At 70.8% G+C, this 3,192-nt stretch carries 3 protein-coding genes; 1 reads left to right on the top strand and 2 read right to left on the bottom strand.

Going from position 1 to position 3,192, the window contains the following annotated elements:
• The first annotated feature begins 191 nt into the window (after positions 1-191).
• Positions 192-1,778 (top strand): hypothetical protein, encoded by a 1,587-nt coding sequence (locus tag sphsw_RS18190; protein ID WP_235188469.1) that lies wholly within the window; start codon positions 192-194, stop codon positions 1,776-1,778.
• Between the two features lie 27 nt (positions 1,779-1,805).
• On the opposite strand, the gene sphsw_RS18185 is transcribed toward sphsw_RS18190, so the two are convergent.
• Both sphsw_RS18185 and sphsw_RS20730 read right to left on the bottom strand, forming a co-directional pair.
• On the bottom strand, positions 1,806-2,891 hold the full coding sequence (locus tag sphsw_RS18185; RefSeq protein ID WP_042467829.1) for a bifunctional transcriptional activator/DNA repair enzyme AdaA: 1,086 nt from the start codon (positions 2,889-2,891) through the stop codon (positions 1,806-1,808).
• Positions 2,892-2,969: 78 nt separating this feature from the next.
• Positions 2,970-3,192: dienelactone hydrolase family protein (locus sphsw_RS20730; RefSeq protein ID WP_042467828.1), on the bottom strand; the 223-nt coding region annotated here is incomplete at its 5' end.

Genomic DNA, 3,192 nt, shown 5'->3' with positions numbered 1-3,192 from the left:
GACCGATCCGGCGGCGATCACGCGGCTGGTCGGGCAGCAGTCTGCAGTCCGGGCCACGCTGCCGCCGCTGCCCAACGAGAAGCTCGTCTATTCCTGCACGTCGGCAGACTGATCGAGTCTTGTTTACCCCCTCGGCACGCGCCGATCCGCATGGCAGGATGGCGGTGTCGAGGGGGATGGCGATGCGGGTAATGCACAGCGTTAGGCATGGGGTGGCGTGGAGCGTCACGATCATGGCGGGACTGGTCGGTGCCTGGACGCCGGCAGCGGCGAAATGGGCGCGCGCGACCTCCGATCATTTCGAGATCTATGCCGACATGCCGCCCGCCGCGCTCACGACGATGGCGACCCGGCTCGAGCAGTTCGACGGGGCGATCCGGCATCTCCACCGCACGCCGGAGGGCACCGGCGCGAAGGGCGCGAACCGCGTCACCGTCTATGTCGCGAACGACGTCGCTGCGATCCGCCGATTGTCGGGTGATCGCGGCATCGCTGGATTCTACCTGCCGCGCGCAAGCGGGTCGGTCGCCTTCACCCCGCGGATCGACGAGGGCGGGGACGGCAGCCGTTCGACGCGCGGCGGCGGAATTCCGCAGATCGTCCTGTTCCACGAATATGCGCATCACTTCCTGCTGGGCAATTACGCCGCCGCCTATCCGGCGTGGTTTTCCGAGGGCTATGCCGAGTTCGTCTCGACCGCCGCGTTCGAGAAGGAGTATGTCCAGCTCGGCGGCGCGGCGCAGCACCGGGCGTACAGCCTGCTCGCGGCCAAGCCGGTGCCCGCGGCGACCCTGTTCGCGACCGGGCAGAAGCTGACCGACGAGCAGCGCGGGGTGATGTACGGGCGCGGATGGCTGCTGACGCATTACCTGATGTTCGACGCGGCGCGCGGCCGGCAGCTCCAGCAGTATCTGACCGCGCTGAACGCGGGAACGCCGAGCGTAACCGCGGCCACCGCGGCGTTCGGCGACCTGCGCGCGCTCGACAAGGCGCTCGATGCGTATCTTCGCCAGTCGCGCATCCCGGGGCTGCGGATCGCGTACGATAAGCTGCCCGTCGCGCCGGTGGTCGTGACGCCGTTGTCGCCGGGCGCCGCTGCAATGGTCGAGCTGCGGATGCAGTCGGAGCGCGGCGTCAACCGTGCCACCGCCGCACCGATCTTCGCGCGCGCCGCCCGGATCGCGGCGGCCTATCCCGACGATGCGCTGGCGCAGGGCTGGCTTGCCGAGATGGCGTATGATGCGGGGCAGGACGATGCGGCGCTGGCTGCTGCCGACCGCGCGCTCGCCGCCGATCCGACGTCGCGCCAGGCGATGCTGTACAAGGCGCAGGTGTTGATGCGGCGCGCCGCTGCGGCGACAGTCCGCGATGCCGCAGCATGGGGTGCGGCGCGGCGCTGGATCGTCACGGCCAATCGCCAGGCGCCCGACGATGCCGAGGCGCTGTCGCTCTATTATGACAGCTTCGCCGCGGCGGGCGAGGCTCCCAGCGCGGCCGCGATCCTGGGGATCGGTCGCGCGCTCGAGCTGGTGCCGCAGGACCCGGCGCTGCGGTTCAAGGTCGCGGCGCAGGCGATCATGGATGGTCAGACCGATGCCGCCAGACGCGCGCTGCGCCCGCTCGCCTATGATCCGCACCAGTCGGCGGACAACCCGGCGGCGCGGCTGATCGCGATCCTCGATACCGGCGTGACGGGGCCCGCGGCGATGCTCGCGCTTGCAAAGGCACGGGGGGAGACGGTGGCGGTGACGCCGTCTGGGCCGACACCGGCGAATTAGCGGCGAGGGCGCGGACCCAGACCCTCGTCACGATGTCGAAGGTCGGGGATCGCCTGAATGTGCTGGCGACAGGGCGGGTTCGCGCGGCGCCTCTTTCGCCAGCAGCGCACGTTTGCGGTCGAGCCCATAGGCGTAGCCGCCGAGTGTCCCGTCGGTGCGAAGCGCGCGGTGGCAGGGGATGAGGATGGCGATCGGATTGGCGCCGCACGCGCTGCCGACCGCACGGACCGCGGCCGGGGTGCCGGCGGCAGCGGCGAGTTGCGTATAGGTGCGCGTCTCGCCCGGGGGGATGCGGGCAAGTACCTGCCAGACCGCCTCCTGGAATGCGGTGCCGCGGACGTCGAGCGGCAGGTCGTGCTGGCGGTCGGGTGATTCGACGCTGGCGACGACGCGCGCCGCGAGATCGGCGAGTGCCGCGTCGCCGGGCGTGACGATCGCCCGGGGGAAGCGCGCGACGAGGTCGGCCGCGTCCTCGTCGAACGCCACGCGGCACAGCCCCGTATCGGTCGCGGCGATCAGTAGCGGCCCGAGGCTGGTCGCGACGACCGTCCAGCGGATCCGGACCCCGTCGCCGCCGCGCGCCCAGACGCTCGGCGGCATCCCCATGCGCGACGCGGCGCCGGCATAGAAACGACTCGGTGCGGCATAGCCCGCATCGTAGATCGCGGCTGCGACGTGGGCCTCCCGGGTCAGCGCGTCGGCGGCGCGTGCGCTGCGCAGGCCGCGGGCGTAGGCGGCTGGCGTGACCCCGGTCGCGCGCTTGAACAGTCGGTGGAAATGATGCGGCGCATAGCCCGCCTGCGCCGCGAGCTGGTCGAGCGAGAGGCGGTCGTCCGTGGCTTCGAGCAGCGCGACGGCGGCGGCGACCGCTATCCGGTCGCGGCCTACGGAGTCCGGGATGCAGCGAAGGCAGGCCCGGAACCCGGCCGCACGGGCGCTGGCCGGGTCATCAAGGAAGACGACATTCTCGCGTCTGGGATGGCGGGCCGGACAGCTCGGCTTGCAATAGATGCCGGTCGTCTTCACCGCGACGATGAACCGACCGTCCCACGCCCGGTCCCGGTTGGCAAAGGCGGTCCAGGCGGTGTCCGGATCTGGGGCGGTGTGCGTCATGGCCAAGGTGTAGCGCGTCGGTCGGGGCGCTGCATCCCGCGGCTTGCGGTCAAACCGGGGAGCAGACGCCCGCGCTTCTCAGCCGCCGTTCGCGTGGAACAGCGCAAGCGTGCGTGCCTTCGCAAGATCGGCGCTCGGCTCGTGATAATCCTTGCGGCGATCCGAGTTGAAGCCGTGGCCCGCCTCGTAGACATGGACCGTCGCGTTCGGCCAGTCCTTCGTGATGACTTGCTCGACGCCCTCCATCGGGATGCCGTGATCATGGCGGCCGAAATGGAGGATGACGGGGACCTTGGGCTCT

Origin of the sequence: Sphingomonas sp. FUKUSWIS1, from assembly GCF_000733135.1 — a bacterium.
Lineage (GTDB): Bacteria > Pseudomonadota > Alphaproteobacteria > Sphingomonadales > Sphingomonadaceae > Sphingomonas > Sphingomonas aerolata.
Note: the sequence above shows the minus strand (reverse complement) of the source record. Positions and strands in the feature narration are given on the sequence as shown.

Excerpts from the sequence above, each read along its gene's own strand:
- sphsw_RS18190 (WP_235188469.1), top strand. The coding sequence starts at position 192 with ATGCACAGCGTTAGGCATGGGGTGGCGTGGAGCGTCACGATCATGGCG.
- sphsw_RS18185 (WP_042467829.1), bottom strand. The coding sequence starts at position 2,891 with ATGACGCACACCGCCCCAGATCCGGACACCGCCTGGACCGCCTTTGCC.